The organism is Chryseobacterium sp. CS3K3.1 (assembly GCF_059515165.1).
On record NZ_JCAKRV010000004.1, the window covers coordinates 35,536 to 58,376 of the forward strand.

20 protein-coding genes and 1 tRNA gene are annotated in these 22,841 nt (G+C 34.7%); 6 read left to right on the forward strand and 15 right to left on the reverse strand.

The genetic code is table 11. The features are described from left to right. Nucleotides 1–63: 63 nt before the first annotated feature. Together AC5YGI_RS05495 and AC5YGI_RS05500 are read right to left on the reverse strand one after the other, a co-directional pair. On the reverse strand, nt 64–1,020 hold the full coding sequence (locus AC5YGI_RS05495; RefSeq protein ID WP_454511107.1) for an HlyD family secretion protein: 957 nt from the start codon (nt 1,018–1,020) through the stop codon (nt 64–66). A gap of 11 nt (nt 1,021–1,031) precedes the next feature. Next, nucleotides 1,032–2,450 (reverse strand): TolC family protein, encoded by a 1,419-nt coding sequence (locus AC5YGI_RS05500; protein WP_047433630.1) that lies wholly within the window; start codon nt 2,448–2,450, stop codon nt 1,032–1,034. A gap of 389 nt (nt 2,451–2,839) precedes the next feature. Here AC5YGI_RS05500 and AC5YGI_RS05505 point away from each other — a divergent pair, with 389 nt between their 5' ends. After that, on the forward strand, nt 2,840–4,108 hold the full coding sequence (locus tag AC5YGI_RS05505) for a thrombospondin type 3 repeat-containing protein (RefSeq protein ID WP_330746930.1): 1,269 nt from the start codon (nt 2,840–2,842) through the stop codon (nt 4,106–4,108). A gap of 354 nt (nt 4,109–4,462) precedes the next feature. Here the strand turns inward: AC5YGI_RS05505 and eco are convergent, their stop codons facing one another. Beyond that, the gene (gene eco / locus AC5YGI_RS05510; RefSeq protein ID WP_110010523.1) at nt 4,463–4,951 is read right to left on the reverse strand and encodes a serine protease inhibitor ecotin; all 489 of its coding nucleotides are present in this window, start codon (nt 4,949–4,951) and stop codon (nt 4,463–4,465) included. A gap of 145 nt (nt 4,952–5,096) precedes the next feature. Beyond that, the gene (locus AC5YGI_RS05515; RefSeq protein WP_496167735.1) at nt 5,097–11,030 is read right to left on the reverse strand and encodes an alpha-2-macroglobulin family protein; all 5,934 of its coding nucleotides are present in this window, start codon (nt 11,028–11,030) and stop codon (nt 5,097–5,099) included. 18 nt (nt 11,031–11,048) lie between these two features. Here AC5YGI_RS05515 and AC5YGI_RS05520 point away from each other — a divergent pair, with 18 nt between their 5' ends. The 4 genes from AC5YGI_RS05520 to AC5YGI_RS05535 all read left to right on the forward strand — a co-directional run bounded on the left by AC5YGI_RS05520 (nt 11,049) and on the right by AC5YGI_RS05535 (nt 13,756). After that, nucleotides 11,049–11,804, forward strand: coding sequence for a UbiA prenyltransferase family protein (locus AC5YGI_RS05520; protein WP_330746932.1), 756 nt, complete (start codon nt 11,049–11,051; stop codon nt 11,802–11,804). A gap of 3 nt (nt 11,805–11,807) precedes the next feature. Further along, complete coding sequence (gene recF, locus AC5YGI_RS05525) at nt 11,808–12,887, forward strand: DNA replication/repair protein RecF (protein ID WP_330746933.1); 1,080 nt, start codon at nt 11,808–11,810, stop codon at nt 12,885–12,887. Nucleotides 12,888–13,024: 137 nt separating this feature from the next. Next, complete coding sequence (locus AC5YGI_RS05530; protein WP_202839366.1) at nt 13,025–13,402, forward strand: four helix bundle protein; 378 nt, start codon at nt 13,025–13,027, stop codon at nt 13,400–13,402. Between the two features lie 60 nt (nt 13,403–13,462). Then, nucleotides 13,463–13,756, forward strand: a complete 294-nt coding sequence (locus AC5YGI_RS05535; protein WP_330746934.1) for a hypothetical protein — start codon at nt 13,463–13,465, stop codon at nt 13,754–13,756. A gap of 56 nt (nt 13,757–13,812) precedes the next feature. Here AC5YGI_RS05535 and AC5YGI_RS05540 read toward each other — a convergent pair whose 3' ends face one another. From AC5YGI_RS05540 to AC5YGI_RS05550, 3 genes are read right to left on the reverse strand one after another with little or no spacing between them, the layout of a single operon-like run. After that, the gene (locus AC5YGI_RS05540) at nt 13,813–15,843 is read right to left on the reverse strand and encodes a transporter-like protein (RefSeq protein ID WP_496167736.1); all 2,031 of its coding nucleotides are present in this window, start codon (nt 15,841–15,843) and stop codon (nt 13,813–13,815) included. Nucleotides 15,844–15,856: 13 nt separating this feature from the next. After that, nucleotides 15,857–16,501: a monofunctional biosynthetic peptidoglycan transglycosylase gene (mtgA, locus tag AC5YGI_RS05545; RefSeq protein ID WP_330746936.1), complete on the reverse strand. Its 645-nt coding sequence runs from the start codon at nt 16,499–16,501 to the stop codon at nt 15,857–15,859. Nucleotides 16,502–16,544: 43 nt separating this feature from the next. Further along, complete coding sequence (locus tag AC5YGI_RS05550) at nt 16,545–17,591, reverse strand: ABC transporter substrate-binding protein (RefSeq protein ID WP_330746937.1); 1,047 nt, start codon at nt 17,589–17,591, stop codon at nt 16,545–16,547. Nucleotides 17,592–17,650: 59 nt separating this feature from the next. Here AC5YGI_RS05550 and AC5YGI_RS05555 point away from each other — a divergent pair. Next, nucleotides 17,651–17,727: transfer RNA gene (locus AC5YGI_RS05555), tRNA-Arg, on the forward strand. Between the two features lie 214 nt (nt 17,728–17,941). Here AC5YGI_RS05555 and AC5YGI_RS05560 read toward each other — a convergent pair. The 8 genes from AC5YGI_RS05560 to AC5YGI_RS05595 all read right to left on the reverse strand — a co-directional run bounded on the left by AC5YGI_RS05560 (nt 17,942) and on the right by AC5YGI_RS05595 (nt 22,792). Beyond that, nucleotides 17,942–18,415: a hypothetical protein gene (locus AC5YGI_RS05560; RefSeq protein ID WP_330747026.1), complete on the reverse strand. Its 474-nt coding sequence runs from the start codon at nt 18,413–18,415 to the stop codon at nt 17,942–17,944. A gap of 4 nt (nt 18,416–18,419) precedes the next feature. Continuing rightward, the gene (locus AC5YGI_RS05565; protein WP_330747027.1) at nt 18,420–18,737 is read right to left on the reverse strand and encodes a hypothetical protein; all 318 of its coding nucleotides are present in this window, start codon (nt 18,735–18,737) and stop codon (nt 18,420–18,422) included. Nucleotides 18,738–18,880: 143 nt separating this feature from the next. Then, nucleotides 18,881–19,210, reverse strand: coding sequence for a hypothetical protein (locus AC5YGI_RS05570; protein ID WP_330747028.1), 330 nt, complete (start codon nt 19,208–19,210; stop codon nt 18,881–18,883). Nucleotides 19,211–19,314: 104 nt separating this feature from the next. Next, nucleotides 19,315–20,064, reverse strand: coding sequence for a hypothetical protein (locus tag AC5YGI_RS05575; RefSeq protein WP_330747029.1), 750 nt, complete (start codon nt 20,062–20,064; stop codon nt 19,315–19,317). Continuing rightward, complete coding sequence (locus AC5YGI_RS05580) at nt 20,061–21,164, reverse strand: RHS repeat-associated core domain-containing protein (protein WP_330747030.1); 1,104 nt, start codon at nt 21,162–21,164, stop codon at nt 20,061–20,063. Before AC5YGI_RS05580 ends, AC5YGI_RS05575 begins: the two co-directional genes overlap by 4 nt. Nucleotides 21,165–21,203: 39 nt before the next feature. Next, on the reverse strand, nt 21,204–21,458 hold the full coding sequence (locus AC5YGI_RS05585; RefSeq protein WP_330747031.1) for a hypothetical protein: 255 nt from the start codon (nt 21,456–21,458) through the stop codon (nt 21,204–21,206). Between the two features lie 671 nt (nt 21,459–22,129). After that, nucleotides 22,130–22,456, reverse strand: a complete 327-nt coding sequence (locus tag AC5YGI_RS05590) for a helix-turn-helix domain-containing protein (RefSeq protein ID WP_330747032.1) — start codon at nt 22,454–22,456, stop codon at nt 22,130–22,132. Nucleotides 22,457–22,489: 33 nt separating this feature from the next. Continuing rightward, nucleotides 22,490–22,792 (reverse strand): hypothetical protein, encoded by a 303-nt coding sequence (locus tag AC5YGI_RS05595; RefSeq protein ID WP_330747033.1) that lies wholly within the window; start codon nt 22,790–22,792, stop codon nt 22,490–22,492. Nucleotides 22,793–22,841 lie beyond the last annotated feature (49 nt).

Sequence of the window (22,841 nt, forward strand, 5' to 3'; positions counted from 1 at the left end):
CTGTATATTTTTATAAGTGGAGAACGAAATGAAATTCAGGAAACTTCATCAGTTCTTTTCAATTTATTTCAGGATTACGTTGGCATTGACTAAAATATTTTTAGCCTTATTCATGTCTTTGGGTTTTACTTTGATCTCATAAATCGCGTCCTGTAACTGATAGTCCGGGTAAGCCGTGGTGATATCTGCATACTTTGTCAGCTGTTTGATATACACGATAGTTCCTGTCAGGTTTTCTTTGTTATAGACTACCTGCATGGTGACCTCCTGCCCTTTTTTGTACTTTGAAATAGCACTTTCAGGAATGGTAAATCTGAAATACGTACTCTCCGGAATATATCCGTTGAACAGAGCAAAACCAGCAGTTGCCAGTTCTCCCGTATTTAAGCTGACGGTCTCAATTTCCATATCGTTGGTGGCAATAATATACCTTTCGGAATAGGCTACATTCGCTTCCTGTAAAGCGCCTTTAGCCTGAGATGCCTGTCCGGCCGCCATTTCTACTTTTTCGAAACGGGTTCCTCTTTTCACATCATCCAGTTCTGCCACTACAGCATCATATTGTGCCTTTGCGCCCTGTAATTTTGCATAGATTTCGTCATGGGCCTGTGGAGACATTAAACTGTCGCGGAACATATTATTGGCTCTTCTGTATGATTTCTGAGCAAATTCATATTGTTCCTTCAATCCTTTATATTTGGCCTGAAGCTGTCTCATCTGATCGGCTGTCGCTCCGTTTTTTGCCATCTGCTCCTGAGCCGTAGCGGCACTTACTGCTCCTTGCGCCTGTGCAATTTTTGCAGAAACTTCCGGTACATCAAGTTGTGCCAGCGTATCTCCTTTTTTCACAGTCTGACCTTCAGAAACATATATTTTCAGAATCCTTCCGGTAACTTTAGGGGCAAAAGAGATCACATCCTTTTTGGTTTTTCCTTCCGGATCTTTGATTTTCTCGTTTTTTTTGTCACAGCTCCCCAATAAAAACAGAGCAGCGAAGAGTATAGATATATTTTTATGCATCATTTAAATTTTTAAGGGATTAAATAAAATTTGGTGATATCCAGTTCCTGGGTAGACCTCATCAGTTCTATTCCCGCTCTTCTCTGGTTGAAAATGGCATTCTGATATTCGAGTTCCGCAACTTCAAGATCATTTTCGGCATCAATAAGCTGCGAAGATTTGCTCATTCCATATCTGAATTCTTTTTCTGCCTGTACGAGTGCATTTTTTGCCAGCTCTTTTTCTTTGGCTTTCAGGGTAATCTGAGCAGAAGCAATATCATAATTGGTCTGGTTATTGGCAAGATTCAATGTCAGTTTTTTCAAAGCGTCTTCTTTCTGATTCTGCAATACTTCTTTCCCGACCTTGGCAGTTTCTTCTGCATGTTTTCCTTCTTTACCATCGAAAATTTCCCATTTAAAACCAACCCCTGCAGTAATCAATGGAAATACGTTGATGTTATTCGGTCTCCAATCCAGCTTTTTCCCTTCATATCCAAGAATTGGCACAGCAGGAATGACATTTTCGGATGACTTTATTCTGTTTCCGTACAATCCGATATAATAGGCGGAAGCCATCAGCTGTACTTTTGGAATCATCCACGTTCTTTCTGCTTTTATTTTATAATCTGCAGCGCTGATTCCATGTTCCAGAGCTCTGATTTCAGCTCTCTGCTCTATTCCCTTTTCTGCAGCCAGCAGTTCTACAGGAGATAGTACAGGATCAATCATTCTGAGCCTTTCTCTGTTGATTCCTGTTAAAATATAAAGCTGAGTTAGAAGCAGTTCTTTTTTCCCTTCATATTCTACCATTTTAGCATCCAGAGTAGCCTGGGCAAGTTCAATTTTCTTATGGTCATAGGGCGTTATCAAACCATAACCAAGTGCTTTATCTGCTGTTTTCCGGTTGATATCCAGTCTTTTTTTACTTTCATCCAGAACCTTTTTAGACTGATGAATGAGAGCAAGCTGGTCATATGCTTTAGAAATAGTAGCAATCACCTCATCTTTTGTTTTTTCCAGAAGGATATCTTCAGACTTTTTCTTTTCTTCCACCGCTTTTTTCATGTACTTCACCTTTCCTCCGGAGTACAACAGCATTTTGGCATCTGCCTTGGCAATACCTGAAAAACCTGATACGTTGAAATTATTATTGAAAGTCCCTTCAGGAATATTGATAAAGGGAGCGAGATTGAATTCCGGTGACGTCAGTCTTGCTGTTCCGTTGAGATAGCCTGCTTTACCACTTAGTTCCAGGGTTGGAAGAAAGATATCTTTCAGTTTGTGCTCGTCAAGATCGGTAAGTTTGTTTTGGGTAATCTGCATTTTGAGGTTCGAATCACGAACCATAGCACTATCCAGAAGTTCTTTAAAATCCGGTGCAGACTGTGCCCAGCCAAAAGCGGGGAACGCAAAAAAACTAAACGTAAAAATCAATAAATTGTTTTTCATGGTTTATGTTTATAACAAATATAATGCAAAAATTGTTAAAATCCTTAAAGATAATTCTACAAGACGGTGAATTTAAATTAAGTTTAAAATATGTTTAATTTTAAAGCCCTGCAAAATAAAGTTTTGAACAAAGCGTTTAAATGTTAATTAAAAGCTAAAAAACTTTGAAAAAATATTTAACTCTAATTTTTATCGCACAACTTTCAAAGCATTTTCATAAGGAAACAAAGGAATAACAGAGCATTCGACCTGAAAAAGCAACAGTACATTTTCTATCCTGAATAGTAAAATTTGAAATCTTCGGAATAACGAAATATGAAATAATTTTTTAAAATAAAACAGTATTTCATCTTAAATCACAATAATCTATTTAGCAAAAAAATTATATTTTGAAACAAATTCTCAGTGCATTCTTCTTTTTACTCTCCATTTTTTCCATGGCACAAGATCAGGAGATCTGCAAGTGTGACGCTTTAAAAAAGGCCAAAGATAGTTTAAATAACGCATATTCTTATAATTATAAAATAACCAGAAAACAAGCTCTTACTCCTCCTTTTAAATTCATATCTATCCAATATTTAAAAAGTTTTTCAAAATCTGAAGATATCATAGATTCTTTAGAAACGAAAATGGCTTCTGCAGAAAGTAACGCAGCCCCGGATAGCCTCTTAGGACATTATAAACTAAGAGACTCTATTAGAGATATGGAATTTGCTAAACAATATGGAAATATTCCTTGGCCTTTAATTATTAAAACGGGTCGGTTCAATAACATCATTGCTATACTTTATCAGAATGATTCTTCTTTTAACGCGAAATACTATCTGAGAATTTCAGTGGACAATGGAAAAACCTGGAAGAATTATTATACCGGAATGGAAAAGAATAATAATTATTTTTTTAAAAACAATTCTCAATTTCCATTGTGGAAAGACAGCCATCATTTACAGATTGAAGCAGACGTTATGAGAATGACAAGACCACTCACTTTTCCACATGGTGAAGCTGAATATGAGGTATTAAAAAGGAATGCACTGGTTATTATTAATATTAATGAGATCATGAAGGATTCTGATAATGATGGGCTTAATGATTTTGAAGAAGAAATGGAACTTTTTACCGATCCTTTATCAAAAGATACCGATAACGATGGAGTTCCCGACTCTGAGGACAATAATCCAAAATACCAAACGATAGACAATGATTTTACAAAAGTATTATTAGCCGCTTTATATGGAGAATACGATCTCATTGATAATCCTGATCCATTAACCATTGAGTTTATTATGAATTTAAAAACATTTAAAGAAGACTTTGCTTCACAGATGGAAAGGTATAATTCTACTTCAAATAATAATAAAAAGAGCTTCATTGATATGCTACAATATAATGTTATTGTAACAAATGACGAAAATCTAAGAAGAACAGATACTTTAGGTAAAAGAATAATTTTTCTTACTTCAAAAGAGTTTTCCAAATACATCCAACAAAGCTTTAACAATATATATGTTCATTTTTATAGCAAACTTTTCAAATGTGATGATAAAAAAGATACTTACATTTTAATCCATAATGGTGTTTCTAGAGGTGAAACTTATCTTATAACAAGAATTCATGATGGCTGGAATATTAAAGTAATTAATCATTGGATGACATGACAAATCTTTTTTATCATATTATCTCTATCCTACTTTTGGAAGCTGGATTCCTACGGAATGACAAACTGGATGGATAGGCTTGGAAAATGAATAATCTGCTCAATCAGCAAATCTGCGAGAGATCATATTCAATAGGAACGGACTTTAGTCCGTTTGAAAAAAAATTAAATTTCAATTGGCTTTAGCCGAAACCTAAAGTATAACGCAGTGTTCGCAAAACATTGTTGATAGCTTTGAATTCGTTCGCAAGGGCGTTTCACTTAGCAAAGACATGACGAATTATTTTATCGTGAAAAAAACGAAAACTCCCCACATTGCTGTGAGGAGTTTTCTGTATCATTATAATAAGTTGATTTATTTTTGAACTGCTTTTTTCATCGCAGCATCAGGGCGTAAAATTCTGTAACGGACTTCAATGTCTTTCGGTACATAGAATACCAATGGAAGTTTACTGTTGTATCTTACAATTTCAGGCTTTAGTGTCACGAATTTTTTAGTCAGTTTTTTATCCAGACAAGCCATCAATGTTCCTGCTGTTTCTCCTTTGGATTCTACTTCATAATAGTTGTATCCCCATCCCTGAAGATCCTGGGTTTTCATTTCTCCCATTAAGAAATAATTGTTACAATCTAACATTTTTTCAGCGCCTACAAAAAGCTCAACTTTTAAATCGTTTTCGTTTTTTGCTACGGGAAGCTGAATATATACTTGTTTATAACCTTCTTTTGCTTTCGGGAACATTTCAATCTGTAGTTTTTCAAACTTTTCTGCTTTCTTTTGTGCAAAAGCATTTACTCCGGCCATCAATACCAATCCTGTAATTAAAGTTTTAGAAAATTTCATCTTTTAATAATTTTTTTAATTGATATTACCTTAATTCCAAAAACCATTCCAAATTAAACAATTGTTTGATTTTTCGATTTTATTCTATTTTGCTTAAAATTATAAACAAAAAACTGCAGTAATTGTTACTGCAGTTTTTTATAAATTATTCTGAAATCACCACATCAGTTCCTTTTGTATGGGCATTCATCTGTGGTGCGTAATAATTCTGCATGGTGGTAATTCCATTGGAGAATTTACCGGATGCATTGGCTACTACATCATATTCAAATACATATTTTCCTTTCGGCATATACTGAATATAGAAATTGGTAGAAGCATCTTTGGTTGACTGATAGTAGCCCAGATTATTTTTCCATTGATATCCGGATAATACATCTACAGGTTCGAATCCTGCTGCACGCATATCTTTAATATGAATAAATTCCATGGCTCTGTCTGTATTCAGAATCATCCTTACGGTTACCTTATCTCCCACTTTCAATGGGGTTTCTGTTGAAATTTTCTGAAGTTCTTCTCCGTTTACCGTTTTCACTTTTTTATAAAGCTCTTTCGTTACAGAAATATAATTTTCAGAAGATTTAATTTTATCAAGATCTTCGTAATACTGCCAGAACAAGCCTCCCTGCACAATTCCGGGACCAGGTTTTGTAACCGTTACGGTGGCTAAATTTTTATCTATAGCTTCCGGTTTAATGGTTGATTTTACATAACCAGTTGCCTGTGTCTGAGGAGCCAGCTCTTTTCCTCCCCAAACAATTGTTGCTTTATCACTTTCTGTACCCGTCCATGATTTTCCTGAATTCAAAATGGTAAAGATCACCTCAGCTGTTCCTCTTGAGCTTCCCCATGAGTTGACTTCTTTTTGGGTTACCAGCCAGATCTTCATATCTTCAATAAAAGATTGATCATTAGATTTCAATTTGTTGAAAGCTTCCAGTGCTCCGGCATGGTTAACTACTTTTGAACCAAACCATCCCCAATCATTCAGGTTTTGTTTCCAGTAGACTCCTTGTGTTTTGGTATCTGTGGAAGTTTCTTTAAGGTAAGTCATTAACTTATCTGACACCTCTTTCAGACCATAATCGTTCATTAATAATGCCGCACGGTGAAGCCCGAAGAATGTAAAGTCGGTGATTTTCGCTGTTTTTGCTTTTTGTTTCACCCATATTTTTAAGGTAGCACCTTTTCCTTTTAAAGGATATTGCTGCTCCCAATAGTTTCTGGTATCAAGATAATCGATCGCCCAGTTGTTCCAGACATTATCTTTTTTCACATCATAATATTTGGCGACTTCATTGTCTACATACTGAATCAATTTTGCTACAAGAACTTTCTGATCAGCACTTTGATAGTCTTTCACGTTATCTTTTAACCAGGAATTGATTTTTCCTAAGTTTTTAAGGATATACAATGACGTTCCGTAAGAACTTGGGTAGCCGGGATACCATGAGAAGCCACCATCAGGATTCTGTAGTTTTTTGAAATCATCCCAATCCTGATTGATAGAATTCTTCATTGTATTAACGTCAAATAGCAATGCTAATTTCTGCATCTGCTCACCCTCATTTTTACTTTCCAGCACCCACGGAGTTTCTTCAAGCAGCAACTGTTTCAACTCCTGATTTTTTTCCAGATTTGATTGTAATAGTCCTTTGTTCTGATATTCTTCAAAAACCGTTTTCATTTTCGGATTGGCTTTGAAAATTTCTGAGGCCAGCACATCCGCAAACCATTTATTAAAGATAACATCCGCAGAATTGTTCTGATCATTTTTCAGACTTGGAAGCGCAAACATGATCTCCCAGATCGGATTCGTTGTCAGTTCCAACGTATTGGAAACATTGGAAGCCGTTGTGGACGTATTATTTTTAAGATTGTCTAATACAAATGTTTTGGTTTCGCCTTCTTTCACAAAAACCGGAACAGCATCCGTCACAAGCATTCTGTTAGGTAATACGGCTACAGCCTGTTGTTCTCCGTCAGAGTAGGCTCCTGCTTTCGCAACCACTTTGAAGATAATTGAGGAAACATTTTCCGGAACTTTCAATTTCCATGTTAATGCACTGCTTCCGTTTTCATTCAGACTAAAGTTTTGTACTCCTGAAGTGATTCCGAATTTCGAAGAAATATTTTCATTGGTAAAGGCATCTAAAATCTGTAATTCCGCAGAACCGTTTAGTTTTTTATCGGTAAGATTGGATAGTTTCGATTGTAAATTCAGCTCATCACCTTCTCTTAAAAATCTTGGATAATTTGGCGTTACTGAGAATTCTTTCTGCGTTACCACTTCTTTTTCCAGGGTAGCAGCTCTTGCATCTTTGGTGTGGGCAAGGAACATCAGCTTCCATTTTGTCAGTGCTTCGGGAGAAGTGAACTCGAAGTTGACATTTCCTTCGGCATCGGTTTTCAGATCCGGATAGAAGAAGGCAGTTTCATTAAGATTTTGACGAACGGCTACTTTTTCCAGCTCTTTTACAGCATCATCCTGATCTAAAACACCGTCTGCATTAGATCCCATTGCTTCTTCTTTCGCTATGGGAGAAGCCGGTAAAGCCATCTGAGCATTCATTTTTCTATAACTAGTAACTTCTCTGGCTAATACATTCTTAGGTTTAGGACAACCGGAATATTCAAACATTCCTGGAACAGTAGGACAAGCATCTTTGTTATCGCTGACGCCGTCACCATCAGTATCATTTCCCACTCCCCATTTTCCATCCAACCAATTGAACTGAGGAACTGCTATAAATCTGTCCTGCAAATATCTCAATCTCTTCTGATAGCTTCGCTGTTCCAGATAATTTCTGATTCCATAAGAAGTTACCATTACAAATGGAGTATATAATTTTCTCCAGCTGTAACTGTTTGCAGCAAACTGATCCAAAGACATATCATACATATTCGCTAATACCTCAGCATTGATCTTTTCCTTGTCATTTCCGGTAACTTTTACCGTCCATTTTTCTTTAACGTTAGGTTCAAGCTTATCTCTGAAGGTTACTGTTTCAATTTTCAAAGCTTTTTCTGTGTCTTTTATTTTTAAGGAAACAGATTGTGTATTCACATCATTAAATGCTACCAGCTGAAACTGAAGGTTAAGATCCGAAACACTTTTATCTTTAGGAATTTCAGCGGTATATTCTAATATTCCGTTTTTCAACTGATGAAATTCTGAAACCGTCTTCCCGGATCCATCCTGCACAAAAACATTCACCAGTGCATCAGGAACTGCTGAGTAAACATACACTTTTGTTTTTTCTCCTCTTGATAATTCTTCTTTGGGAGCGATAACCGTAAGGAAAGTTTTTTGATTGGGTTTTAAAACTGTTTTATCCCAGACACTGAAATACTGTGAAGTTTTGATGGTATCTTTTCCTTCAATATTGAAAAGTTCAAGTTGATAATCTCCTGCTTCCAGTTTTCCTAACTCAAGACTGGCTGCTGCCTGAGAATTATCAGCGGATGGCTGCTGCTGTCTTTCAATCAATACTTTTTCGGTTTTCCAGTTTTTGATCTCATCATTTTTATCAAAAAGATCATGTGGAAATTTGCTGATGAACTCTTCTTTTGAATATTTCGGAAGGTTCTGAACATCAGATTTGAAATTTTCTCTGAAAATCCTGTCAGGAGCGGTCAGTTTTAATAGCTTAACCTGATAGGGCTTTTTAAGATTCTGATCGTTATAATTTTTGGTTTCCACCTTTACTTTTACATTTTCGTCTGTAAAAATATTGCTGATATTTTCTGCCTGAATGTAATGAGAAACTGATGCTACTTTCAATTGGGTATCGGCCGTCTGTGTTTCTCCATTGATATCTGTAACAGATGCATTGATGGCATAATTATCAATCTGTATTCCTTCCAGTTTTTCATCTTTTTTAAGTTCTAAATGAATGATAAACTCTCCTTTTTCATTGGTTTTTGCTTCGCCTAAAATTGAATTTTCATTATCATCATTCTGTGGATACCAGCTGAAATATCTCCATCGGATATTCTGTTTTTTGATTTCATAATTCACTGTAGTATTGCTCAGCGGAACACCCGAGAACATCACAGCTTTTCCTTTCAAATCAATTGTTTGGCCATACTTATACTCTTCTTTTACAGGATCAAAGGTGACTTCAAATTTTGGTCTTTTGTATTCTTCTACCCTGAAATTTTTATATCCAGCACTTTCCCCTTCTATTCTCAAGTAAAAATTACCATTCAGTTTTCCTTTTGGAAGGATGAAGCTTCCGTGATAAGAACCGAATTCATTGGTGGTAAATTCCTGGGAAGAAACCTCTTCACTATTGGTATTCAATAAAGTGATTTTTTGTTTTAGTCCTGAAAGAACTGCTTCAACTTCCTTATTCATTCTGGTGTTGATCACCTTGAAATAAACAGTCTGTCCGGGACGATAGATCCCTCTGTCGATAAAAATCTGAGCCGTTGAACGCGTTTGTTTATTTGGATTATAATCATCAGCATATCCTCTGTTTCCGTACACCTGCATGATCTGAAAATCATTGGTTTTAGGCTGCTGGATCAGGAAAGTTCTGTAATATTCTTTGCTGTCTGTGGAAGGAAACTTAAATACCCCGTTGGCATTGGTTGTTCCTTCAATCTTATTTAATGTTTCACCGGAAACAAATTCATAAAACCGAAGACTTTCATTAGCCAAAGGCTTACCATTCCCACTATTAACCAGTTTCAATTCATCCGAAAGAGGGTTTCTGTCTGTTTTCGATTGATAAATAATTCTGTTTCCGGAAACCAGAAAATATAAATTCTGTCTGGAATCTGTATCTTTCATATCTGCTCCCGCCACCGTAAATTCTGCTACATATATTCCTGATGGAAGAGGTTTTACTTCGAGTGAAGTGGTATGATTCTGATAATCTTTAGGATCCGGAAGCTGGAATGTTTCTTTTCTTACCAGATTCTTTTTCAGATCTCCGAAAGTATTGGAATAAGAATTCTGAACGTATTGAAGGAATGATGTAAAATCATCCTTTACTTCATAAATATTCAGGGTAAATTCTGATACATTCTTATACTGCGCAACAAAATGAACAGACAGATTATTCTGGGTCTGGGATTCATATTTTAAAGTCAGATAAGGATTGACGATCTGGGCCTCTTTACTTTTAATATTCTCCAGGAAAACAGATTTCGGATATTCATTTTTAGCCTGTGCAGCTAATGCAAGAGCTTCTTTAGGCTTCTTCCCCACAAGCTCATCCATGATATCTCCCATGATAACCACTTTATAATCTCCCTCCACATGGGATTTCAAAAGATTCTGAAGCTGCTGAAGTTTATCCTTGCAATGATTGAAATTACAGTTTTCCGTAATTTTTTCTTTCATGAAATACAACTTTGGATTTCCCGTATTCTGTTCAATCAGTTCATCATACATTGCATTGATTACTGTACGGTTGGCTGTCAGCTCATTTTTGGTAAAAATGTTGTTTTCAGATAGAAACGTTATTTTTTTAACAGCATACCAATCCGCCAATGTCGGAAAATAGGCAAAGTCTCCTGTCTCTGAAAAGATATTCTTATACTTTTCCAAAGAGATCTTTTTCATTTCAGATTTTTCTTTATCAAGTTCCTGGAAGTTTTTAGTCAGGTAATTTTTAAAATCAAGTTTACTCCAGGTTTCAATCTGCGAAACATCCTGAGAGTTGATGTTGGCTCTTCCGTTTATTTTCCATGAATTCTGTTGATAATAATCCATAAAAAAGCCATTCAGCAGAACTTTATACACCAGTTTACCTTCTCCGTTTATTTTTCCTTCTGCCTCTTTAAGTTTTTTAAAAAACTGAGAAGCAGCATCATTCTGATCATCGTCAACAGTTTGGTTTACAATACTGAATTCCGCTTTCAGAGAACGGATCAGCTCGAAGGCATTATTTTCTTTCATGGCTTGTTTTTGTATGTCTAAAATAATGGGAAGATTAGATTTATAAGCTCCTTTTGAACTATTTTCAGCCACTTTTTTCCATTGGGTATCGTAATATTTCTGTGCGGATACCATTGAAAAGCTCAGCATTACAAGCAAAAGCAGAAAAATCTTGGAAAATCTTTTCATATATATTAATTTTGATAAATGAACATCTTAAAAATACTGAAAAAAACCGTTATAGACAGCCAGATTTATGTCTCTCTTATGGGAACTCTTTTTGCAGTATTTTTCATGAAAGAGCAAAACACATTCCGTTTCCCTACCTTTGCACTTATTTTTATTACTTATTTCAGTGGTTATCTGTATACTAAATACCAATATACCAGGCACTTTCTAAAAATACTTGTTCTCAATGCAGCAGCAGGAATTGTCTGTGCTTTTTTAATCATTCATAATCACAATGAAATAAGGCTTCTGAAGTGGTTTATCATTGTCATATTGGGATTGCTTTACAATAGTTTTTTTCTTGATGTTTATATCCGGAAAATCCCTTTACTGAAAGTTTTCTACGTAGGATTAGTATGGGCATTGGTTAATTGCTGGCTTACCCTTCCGGAATTTAGTATTCCTATTTTTCTGATCAGCTTTTTCTTTATCACCGCACTTGTTCTTCCTTTTGATATCCGCGATATGAACAGCGATACCGTAAAAACCTTTCCTATGCTGATTGGGGTACAAAATACCAAGTACATTGCTTATGGACTTGTTTTCATCAGCAGTATCATTTCTGTTTTTTATCTTGATTTGGAATATGCGCTTGCTTTTTTTATAACAAGTATCATAACTTATATTCTTATCTATTTCTCTGAAAATAAAAGAGATGACGCTTACTATTCGTTCGGGGTGGAAACTTGTTCGGCACTTCCCTTTTTATTTTTACTAATAATGAAGTATTTTTGACGAATGATTATCAAAAAGCTTTCCCTCTATAATTTCAAAAACCACTCTGAGAAAAAATTTGAATTCTCCCCGCAAATCAACTGTTTTGTGGGTAATAACGGCGTTGGGAAAACTAATATTCTGGATGCTTTGCATTATTTATCCGTAGGAAAAAGCTTTTTAGGAAATACAGACCTTAACAATATTAAGCAAGAGGAAGACTTTTTTACCATTGATGCGGAAATTCAGAATGAAGACAGCGAAGATATCATCAGAATCACCCAGCCTAAGGAAGCTAAAAAGGTCATCAAAAAAAATGATAAAAGCTACGACCGGCTTGCTGATCATATCGGCTATCTTCCAAGTGTAATGATCTCGCCTTATGATTCTAATCTCATTTCCGATTCCGGGGAAAGCAGACGCAAGTTTCTGGATGCGATGATCTCTCAGACGGATTCAGAATATCTTTTTGATCTTATTCAGTATCAGAAGACCATTCAGCAGCGAAATGCGTTACTGAAATATTTTGCCAAAAACAGAACCTGGGACAAAGATTCTCTGGAAATCTATGATGATCCAATCACCAGATCCGGAACAAAAATTTTTAGGAAAAGAAAAGAATTTGTAGAACAGCTCAATCCAATTGTTCAGAATTTCTATCAGATCATTTCAGGTGGAAAGGAAACAGTATCAGTAATTTATGAATCTCATTTGCTGGAAGATTCTTTTGAAAATCTTTTAAAAGAAAGCCTTGAGAGAGACCGAATGCTTACTTACACGTCAAAAGGAATTCATAAAGATGATCTTCTTTTTGAAATGGATGATGTATTAATCAAGAAAATCGGATCTCAGGGACAGCAGAAATCGTTCCTGATCTCTTTAAAGCTGGCCCAGATGAGTCTTGTAAAGGAACTCACCAAAAAGACTCCTATCCTGTTGCTTGATGATATTTTCGATAAGCTTGATGATATTAGAGTTTCGCAATTGATTGAACTTGTCAACAAGGAAAGTTTCGGACAGATTTTCATTACAGATACTCACAGAGAGCGTACGGAAAGTGTGGTAAAGAAAATTAACGAGGAAAGTATCATTTTTGAGGTTTAGTAAGAGGTTCGGGATGCGAGTTACGAGGTATTAAATGCAGGTAAATATGTGTGGACGTAGATATGAAGTAAAAGACTAATATTCTTTATCATCAAACCGTTTTTTGTCTTAACTTAAGATCCTAAAACACAAATGATATGAGTTATAGAAATCTGGATATTTATAAAATAGCTTTCGACTTATTTTTAAAAACCCATAAAGCCTCCCTGCTTCTGCCTAAATATGAACTGTTTGAATTAGGCAGCCAATTAAGAAGATCTTCAGATTCAGTCATTACTAATATTGTTGAAGGCTATGGTAGATCAACTTATAGGAATGACTATATTCGCTTCCTGATTTACAGCCATGCGAGTAATGATGAAACAATTAACCATCTGGAAAAAATCATGATATTATATCCTAATTTTTCCTTAGAATTTGAGACATTGAGAAATGAATACAACACATTAGGCGGAAAAATCAACATTTATAAAAAATGGGTCATAGAAAATTGGAATAAAAATAATCTACAGTAAAAAATAAACCCCGCAACCCAAAACCCCGAATCACCCCATCCCGAACCCCGAACCCCAACTATGAAGAAGAAAAAACGTGAATATCAATCCTCTGAACTGGTAAAATCTTTTGCCAGGATTTATGGTTTTGAACATAAACTAGTTGCTTTTGACATTAAAGATTTCCTTGAAGAGTATCTTGATGAAAGTCTTTTCAATGAAATCAGAAGTGTGAATATTGAAAATGAATGTATTATTATTAAAATTGATTCTCCCTTACTGAAACACGATTTTAAAATGCGTAAAAGCTTTTATCTTAAAAAGTTCCAGGACAAATTTGGGACAGACAAGTTCAATGACCTTCAGATAATGTAAAATTAAATTTATGATTATAAAAAAATGCTACTGTCGGGTAGCATTTTTTGTGTGTATTAATGTTCTTCTGATTTATTAGAAATGGTACTGCTCATCAGATCATCTGCTTTTTTATCCAGTCCGGATCGTAATGGCAGGAAGAATTTCAGCGGATGTTTTGTAAAATATCTGAAAATCTCTTTATAGATTTCACTTACCTGTCCAAAGTTCATCTTTCTTGATCTGAAGGCCAGAAACATGGACAAACTAAAACTTACCAGGAAGTTGAAAAATCCGATTAAAAAGACGGTAAAAAAGGATATCCAGAATGTATAGGAATCTACTGAAAAATCTTTTCCATACAGTCCTAATGCAAAGTTTCCTGCGGCAAAGGTAATGTGCCTGATATCGAGATCCAGCCCGAAAAACATTCCGACAGGCGCAGTCGCTCCAAGGAAAACTCCAAACCAGAAATTGGAAATAATTCCCGGCCAGTTTTTAGCATAATATTTTGAAAGTCCTTTTGCGAATTTCTTTCCGAAAAAGCTTCTGATTGAAAGGTTTTTGGCAATTCTTTCCGGGATCTGATAAAATACCGAGTTGTTCCCGATATTTCCCGAAATAATTCCGGAAATAAAGAGATAAAATCCGGCAATACTTGCGTGCAGGATGGCTTTTGATTTAAAAGGATCGAGGTCTTTTAACAATTTATCAGAACGATCAACGGCAAGATTTTGTGAGAAAAACACATCCAATCCGTAAATAATGGCAAGCGCTACCGGAAAAGCAAGCAACACATTCCCTACAAAGGCAATGAACTGACTTCTGAATAATTTAGATACCAAATGGGCAAATTCTGTATTATTTCTTTGAGCATTTCCTTCTTCAGATAATACTTTTGTCATCGTTGCGGCAGTCATGGCCGGCTGTTTTGTAGCAAGTGTAAAACCCATCAGATAGATCATCACGAATCCCATTGCATAGTTCATGGAGTACAGGAAAGCGTGTGAAAAATCACTTCCGGGAATATATCCATACAGCATTTTCAGAACACAGAGCGCTCCTACAATTATTCCACCGCCGCTTGCCTTGTAGAACATGGTCATATACTCTTTCCGGTTAGAAGTTATATAGTGAGTTCCGGCTTCTGCAGTATGGTTGGTAATAAGATGGGAGATCAGCCTTGTACTATCGTTGATAAGATCTGAAATGTTATTTTTATGGGATTTATAGCTCAGGATATTAAAGATCAGCTGTTTTGATTTGATCTGAACATCTTCCTCGGAATCAATAATCAATAATTGTACGATCTCATAAATTCTTTCTGTCTGCTGGCGGATTTTTAACAGGGACTGATTAATCTTTCCTGAAATACCATATTTGGCGGAATTTTTAAAAGCAATATTCACAAACTCCTGGCATTGTTCTGCATAGATTTTAATCTGCTTATATCTGCTGTCTTTTGAATGCAGCTGTACTTCCGGGTCTTTCACGAGATCGTCCGCCAATGCCTCCAGCTCATTTTGCAGAGCCAGAAACGGATTGTCTAAATTTCTGTATTGAGGTGCCATTCTCACCACTTCCACTTCCATTGCCATTCCGGTTACCCTCCAGGAAAGGATGTTCATAGAGAAGATAAGTTCTTTTTTCACATTAGGACGGATAATAAAATCCGATGCTCCTAATAAATGTAAAAATTCATTGATCTCATTTTCAGGAAGATTATGGAGATATTTCAAATCCTTTTTCGGCCACATACTGACATTATCGATCATATACCAAACCGTATTTTCGTTTTCAACGGGTGGCAGAACCTTGTTCAGTATTCTTTTTTTAAGCTCCGGGAAAAAGGCATTTTCCGAAAGAATATTCGCTTCTGTCAGAGAAAGGTTGAAAGGTCTTCCTCTAAAAATATTATGAATGTAATATTTAAAGTTTTGAGCAAAATCAGGATTGCTTCTGAAGAAATTAAGCACATCTGTGAAGTCCGCCTCTTTTATGGTCTCCAGAAACTCCGCAAAAGGTTCTAAAGAAAGGGTTTCGTTCTTAAAAGAAAAATATTTTTTAAGAACGGCCTCAAAATTTGTGCTGGAATTAAAGAATTTCATTAGTACAAAGATACTATTTCAAACTCACATTCCTCATCTGTCTCATAATCCAATTATGTTTCTTTCTCAGATACGGGGACGGATTTTTAGGATCATACTTCTTTGGATTAGGCAGTACAGCAGCAATCCAGGCTGCATCTGAGACACTTAAATCTTTGGATGATTTGCCAAAATAATATTGTGCTGCAGCTTCCACTCCAAATACTCCCTGTCCCATTTCTATGGAATTCAGGTATCTTTCAAGGATAATATCTTTAGTCCATACTTTTTCGATAATGAAAGTATAAACGGCTTCCAGTCCTTTTCTAAACCAGCTTCTGCCCTGCCAGAGAAATACATTCTTTGCTGTCTGCTGGGAAATGGTGCTTCCTCCTCTTATTTTTTTGCCTTTCTCATTATACTTCATAGCCTTTTCAATAGCTGTATAATCGAAACCGTCATGAACAAAAAATTTCTGGTCTTCTGAGGCAATTACGGCTTTTTTCACATTGTTTCCCATTTCGTCATAGGAAATATAATCCCTGTGCAGTTTTCCATATTCAAAAAGTCCTCCTATCTGGGTAAGAGTGATGGGAGGATTAAAAAATCTACCCCAGATGATAAAAACTACATTCAGAACAAGAATGATGAAGATAAGCTGTTTAATTTTTTTCCACATAACTTGATAAAAAGGAAAGGCAAAAATAAGCAAATAGTACGAGTTACTGCAATTCTTTCATATAAGTAAGCTGATAATCCGGTAAAAGTTCCGGATGGAAGATCTTAATATAGTCTTTGAGGATCAGATCTGCCCTTACCACACCGCTTTCAAAGAAATCATTGGCTTTCAGTTTTTCCTTTCCCGCAATGGTATATATTTTCCCTTTATTGAATACATCCAGTTTCCCATAGAAAGGATTCATGCCAAGCATTTCTTTTTTCGAAGCATGGCTTCCTGCATTTACCCAGTACTGAACACCATGGGCTTTGGCATATACTTCCTCAAAACTCATTGTCAATGCTTTTTCGTCTTTATTATCCTTCATGATATAATTCGCATGGGCATCTGAAATATAATGAGCCACGGAAGTATTTCCTCCCGGAAGATACCAGACATCTCCATACATCTCATTGGCAAGTACAACAGGTTTTTCTTTTGCTTTTGACGCAAGCTGCTTCAGATCGCTGTAGTTTTTCTCCACTTCCTGATATTTGATTGCTGCTTCTTTCTCTTTTCCTAAAAACTCTCCGAAAATCTTAATATAAGCCGTTTTTTCCAAAGGTTTCTGTTCCATATATTCATCCAGAAATATGACCTGGATACCGTTATTCTTTAAAAGTTCATAGGTATTATCAAAACTTGCAATATGATTGGTAAAAATAGCATCCGGTTTCATAGAGATGATCTTTTCCACATCATACTTTTGTTCGCTTCCTACATTCTGAATTTTTCCTTCTTTAATCAGATTCTGAATTTTTTCTGAATAAATATACTCCGGACTGGAAACTCCTATGATTAAATTTTCCGCTCCAAGCTCCGAAATATATCCGGCCATACTTGCATTCAGCAGGATTATTTTTTTGAATGGAGTTTGATTTTGCTTAAAATTATAAGCGAAATTTCCCGATTTTAGCTCAAGGATACCATTATGTTCCTTAAATTGGGTGCGGTTTGAGATATTTGTCCAATCTGAGGACGAAATTTTTGATTCTCTTTTACAGGCAATTAGCGAGAAGACCGTAAATAAAAGTAAAATTTTCTGTTTCATGTTTCAAAGAACGGAAAAAAGTGGTATATTTGCAACCGTTAAACAACAAGATAACAAAAGGCCTCGTGGCGCAACTGAATAGCGCATCTGATTACGGCTCAGAAGGTTACAGGTTTGAATCCTGTCGAGGTCACCAAAAGCCAAAAAGCGCCACTTTAGACAAGTGGCGCTTTTTTTTATTCTTCTAATTATGAATTTAAATATTTTATTTCTAAAAATATGAAGGCGCAGCTTCGAATGAAATATTCTCAAAATATCTTCTCACTAAGAATAGTTTTAACATATCAATCAAAATCTTTTCGAATCTGAAAAGATTTTGTATTTATTGCTATGATATGAATTTAATATAACTAAGGGTATGAACAATTTCTAAATATTGGATAATTTTTTTTTAGCCTGTCGGTTAATTTTCCCGTACGATCTTCATATTGGGAGTGTTTTTTCTCACTAACTATCCACCATTTACTGTAGCCATCATAATAGATAGTATCATTTAATTTTTTATTGTTTTTGTGTAAAACAAATGAATAAATAATATGATTTGAATATTCAGGACTTTCATTCCCAACCAGTTCCAATTTTTGAACAGAGTTAATTATATCAGTATAATTTAATATGCTGAAATTTTGAGTGATAAAACTATTGTTTTTTTTATTATCCTCCCAAAAGTATTTCTTTTCAAAACTCAAGTCTGCATCATCAGAAATACTAACTTGTTTATATAGAATAACTGAATTACTACTTTTTGTTCCCCAATTTGAGCATGATATGAATGAATACATCAAAAATAAATAAATTGATGAGATTATAATCTTTTTATACATAATTCTACTTTTTTAAAGTTGTACTTTTAATTGAACTTGTAGGAACCTTAATTCCCCAATAAACCTTTCTTTGAGGTTCACCTAAGGCTTCATTTACTTGATTTGACAAAAATGTTGTTCTTATTTCTTCATTGTTGGTAAAACCATTGCTATCTAATTTATCAAACGGTTTTATCCTTTGAAAATAGTTTACGTTATCAAACATAAAATTTCCTGCGTGAATAATTTCATGACCTAAACCTGAAATTACTGATTTATTTTTATCATATATATTAAATTTTTCAATTAACACCTTCGAGCGCACATTATCAACAACATTCATCTCTACACCATATTTCTCGGAGATTTTAATAGTTGAACAACCGATAAAAACGAATGGAAATAAAAATATTGTTAAATAACTTATTCTTATATCTATCGTTTTAGAAACAATAAGCCTGAAGATCATATAAATGTAAGCAATACTTATTTATTAGGCATATATGAACATTCTCTAAAAAAAGGATAGGTACTTTTTAAAAACTCAGCTGTTTTACCTTGTTCATCATAGTAATATTTTTCTCTTTTGTTTCTAATTAATATCCATGATTTTAAATTATAGTCAGAATATAATGTATCTTTTTTTGATGTAATAAATGCAAAAATATACTCCTGCAGTGTACTTTTCGGTAATTCTTTATAGGTTTCTATTTCAGAGAGAAAAGCAACCTTATTCATAAATAAAAACATATGTTCATCAGTTTGGTTCCAAAATATTTGAGGGTTAATATTAGAAGAATAACTATCAACTCCCATAAATCTTACAATTTTTACGGGTTTTATAAAATCGGAGTCAGTATTCTTAATATGACATGATAATAAAAAAAACAATAGGCAAAATGAAACTAATCTTCTCATACTTATTTCTTTATTTTATTTGACAATACTCCAGTTGTTTTTATATCATAACCTTGATGGTTGCTTCTTGGAGCTTCTTTTAGATTAATATTTATTTTTATTGAAATTTCTGTAGTATATTTTTCTTCCGCATTTTTAAAATATGGAGATCCTTCTCGAGTGGAAATATCATTTACTCTTGCTGCATATTCATTTGTTGTTTTTGACCCATTTGTACTAGTGGTGAAATTATATGCATGAACCAAATCATGTCCAAAAAGTGATGTTGGCGAATTAACTTGTGAAGTTTTGGAAAATTTCCCACTTTCGACTTGTTTTTTTAGATCATTATATGAAGCATCATTAACATCATCAAATAGGGCACCTCTTGTAGTTGAAAACTTCAAGGTTCCTATGCTTTTATAATCTCTATTATTATTTCTAATATCATTGATATTTCTACCATAAGAAAAAGATGTAGAACACGTTTCACAAGCCTCTATTATTGAAAGCTCTCTTTTATCAGAAATTAATGTTTCCAAAACATTAACTTGTTCCCCATTTATTTCAATATTTGAAGCTGTATATAATGCATCAAGTGCTTTATATGTATCTGACAAAAAAACATCTTCTATTTTAGAATAATCCCTATTTTTCTGATAAGTATATTCTTGCTGATTTTTATTATCACTTCCACTATAAATAATGATCTTATTTCCATCAGGATCTATAAAATAAATAGGATTATTTACTGCATAATTATATCCACTCAAATCAGTATGTTTTTCACTATATGCATCTTGGCCCCCCATCTTCCAAGATCTGGCATATAAAACCTCGCCCCATAATCATACATTCCTGTCTCCTGTAGTTCCTTCCCGTTGTATTTATAATTTTTATAACCTCCCAACAATCCTTTATTAGTACCAATATGATTCATTCCAAATGCATAATAATTATTGGTGTCAGTTATTTCAAGAGCCCCTGTACTTCCTTTCGTAAAACTTAACCTGCTATTTCCAAGGTGATCCTTATACTGATAAATATAACGGTTTTCCGTGAAACTGTAAAAACCTTCCGCCGTAGAAACAAAGTCTAGTATCCACGAGGGCTGAATTGGCTTTAGAACATTGGTGTCATTTTCGTTTTTAAAAGCTTCCTGCTCAAATGCAACACTTGTCCGGCACCAAAGGCATGTTGATATTTCTGAATACTGGTATTGGAAACCATCCAGATAATCTGTCATATTGGTGGATCCTTCTTCTAATCCAACAGTTTTATTGCCTGATCTTTCAGATCTGGATTCTCCGCCGATAATGAAACCATTGGAAGTTAAAGCCAGGGTTCTCAAATGATCGTCTCCTTTCCCTCCAAAGTTCTTTTCCCATTCTACCCTTCCGTTTTTGTCCAATTTCACGATCCAATAGTCTCCCTCACCAAAGTTTTCAGTTTTCTTTGTTCCTCCCAGCAAACTTCTGGAATACATTCCCAATAGTGCTCCTCCGTCTCTCGTTGGAATCATCTTCTCGACTTCATCCAATCCTTTTCCCCCCAAGATTATTTGGGATAACTCTTTTCCATCTTTATTCAGTCGGGTAATGAAGACATCTTTAGAACCATAACCTTTTGAAGAACTCTGTACGTTACCCGCAACAAAAAATCCTAAATCAGTAGTCTGGATAACTGCTCTTGCTTCTTCATCAGAAGAACTACCTAATGTTTTCTGCCATAGTTCATCACCGAATTCATTGATTCTGACCAGCCAGATATCTGATCCTCCTTTGGAATCCTCTTTCTTATCCAACCCTTTGGAAGAATAGCTAGTGCCTGCTACTAAAAATCCTCCATCTTGTGTAGTAACAGTTGCTAACAAATAATCATGGTTTGATCCTGAGAAATACTTTTCCCAGACCTATTCTCCCTGTTGATTTAACTTTATTAGGTGAAAATCGTAACCGTTATTTTGCTTTTGACTGCCAGCCACTTGTGACTGGCTTTTAGACCGTAAAGAACTTCCTGTGATAAGATACTGCCCGTCGATGGTTGTGGTAACCTGGCTTAGAAAATCCTGGGTAGAGGATTTGATGTCTTTCTGCCATACCACTTCCTGAGCAGGGATACCTAAGACCATGCATAAAGTGAATGCACAGAGTGAGAGTTTTTTCATTTCCTTATTGTCGCTTTTTGAGTTATTAATTAGTTTTTATTAAAATGCGAGTAATTTAATATTTTTTAAGAAACAAATAATAAAATATTTTCATTACAACTCAACTTCAATTTATTTGACAAAAATTGGCTGCAGAAACGACAAAACTATTATATTTAATAACTTCACAAAATGAAAGGAAGTATAAAAAAGTCTTATTCTTTTAGACAATCAACATAATTAAGACTTGATTATAAAGAAAATTATATTTCTCAAAATAAGTTATATAAACTCAATCTTAATCTCACTTAAACGAACCAAATCATCGATAAAAGTGTTTGAAGATACGCTTGTCTTGGTTACAAAAAAACAAACAGCGCCAACTGAAAACAGTTGGCGCCATTTTTTTCTAATGACCTGAAAACCTTCTAAGCTTACATTTTGGCCATGATATAGTTATAGGGATCAGCTAGTTTTTATTAGAGAGTTTTGATCCTATTATGTAAATTTCTTTTATAAAATCTGAAATTAATCTATCTGTAGAATTGGTGCTTTTAAGTATAGTATCACCATATTTAAATAATCAGCAAACAGACATTAAATTAACCTTCAAGACAAACCTCCGCCGATCCATTTGAGGTTAAATTTCGTAATAGGCTATTGGTTCTGTAGTCATTATAATCCAACTTCCATTACAAAAATATTCTCCTCCATTTGGTTATTGAATTTTTACTTAATCCAAAGTGTTTAGCTATCTGTGAATTATTCATATTATGTGTTTTCTGATAATTCAGAATCTTCACAATATCAGATTTGCTATATGAACGGTGCCTCGGGTTCAGTTTTTCTTTTTCTTTATCTATTGTACCAAAAATCCTTTTATTAAGTTCTAAAATGTCAATTACTGACAGATATTGTTTTCTTAATAGTTTTTCACATTCCTTTCTCTTATGGGGGAAACTTCTTATAATAATATCAGAATAGATTCGTTGATAGTTTGGCTGACTGTATTTTTGCATCTTTAATGTATGTTTATTAATTTTTTTTATTTTCTAAATAGTATTGTATTTGTTGACCCATTTATTTAAAGTACTATTAGGTATACCATATTCGTCTACGATCTGCCGTTTGGTTTTTTCTCCTGTCTTTATGAGTTCAAGTACAAATGCTATAATTTCCTGGGTATAGAGATTCTTTTTAAATTTTGGCAATTTTGAAACTTCCATTCCGTTGGATATGGCGGAAGGTGGTGCATACAATATCAGATGCTGAGAATAAATTCTAAAGAAGTCATATTCAAGCAGTTTACTCCACCGCATCAGAATATTGGTGGGTAGATCTTCTTGTGAATACATTTCTTTGACATCCTCCTCTGTACAGTTCAAAAAGCGACATATACGAGAG